Raw genomic sequence first — 1,063 nt, forward strand, 5'->3', positions numbered from 1 at the left:
GGGCTTTTCTTGTACTAGCATTTTGCTATCTTTCTCATTTCCAAAACTCCCACCACTTTTTATTGGAGATTTTTTTAGGTTCTTCAATAGTTGTTGCTATTTCTAATTTAGACTCTTGTAATTCTCTTATAGAGCTCATTAACTTCTGATCTCGATCATCTAACCTTTTAATAAGTACTTCTTGGAATTTTCGCTGTTGTTCTTCTTGTTTAAGTGTCCATTCACTTAAGAAATGCTCATGCTTTTTTAATTCTTCTTGGACTCTTTTAGCCACCATTGATTCTATCTCCTGAACAGGAACAAACCCTTGATTCTCTAAGGATTGTTCGGGTTGTTGTTCAGAAGAGTTTATATTCTCTGTATCATAAATCTTAGGGAATCCTTCTTCTACTAAAAGTTCGAGTATTTGAGCAGATTGGAGACTTCGTTTATTTCTCATCTTAGCTATAAAAAGAAAAACAGGTAACGAAGATGAATCAATTAAGTACTTGTTTTTTTCACCTTGCTTAACATTTATAAAATCCTTATAGGTTTGGCAATTACGCTTTATAGTCATGGCCGACACTTTCACTTGTTTGGCCATCTCTTCAGCTGATAACCACTGTTTAGAAGTCTTCACTGTTTAGATCACCGCTTTCAAATTCAACTAAACATCTAAACTAAACACCATTCAAACACTTAGACAATTCCATGCTACATATAGATTAACCTCTTTTCTTGTTCAAATCATTGTTTAGATAATTATTTTTAAAATCATCTGAACATCTAAACAAACACTATCCAAACAATGAACAACCACGCAAAAAACTTAGTCATAGATACTTGGCCGTCTTAAGACGGTATACTAGCCTTTAGGCTTAATATTTAAAATTGAGAAAAAGATAGTTAATATATAACGAAAAAAAGTATAAAAAGAGCCTTGCAATTCTATAAGCGAATTGCTATTTAAATAGAGAGTGAGAAGAGAGCGAGTTCTTAAAGTGTTATAAACGTTGTTATAACAACGTTTATAACACTTTTCGTGTGTTGCAAAAATGCAACAGGTGTGTTGCAAAAATGCAAC

The 1,063-nt window shown here is 32.5% G+C and carries 1 protein-coding gene; it reads right to left on the reverse strand.

Annotated features, from left to right (window positions below):
* Positions 1-34: 34 nt before the first annotated feature.
* Positions 35-583: a DUF3967 domain-containing protein gene (locus ACSMFO_RS40100; protein WP_436462528.1), complete on the reverse strand. Its 549-nt coding sequence runs from the start codon at positions 581-583 to the stop codon at positions 35-37.
* Positions 584-1,063 lie beyond the last annotated feature (480 nt).

Source organism: Amycolatopsis sp. w19 (assembly GCF_051373225.1).
Lineage (GTDB): Bacteria > Actinomycetota > Actinomycetes > Mycobacteriales > Pseudonocardiaceae > Amycolatopsis > Amycolatopsis japonica.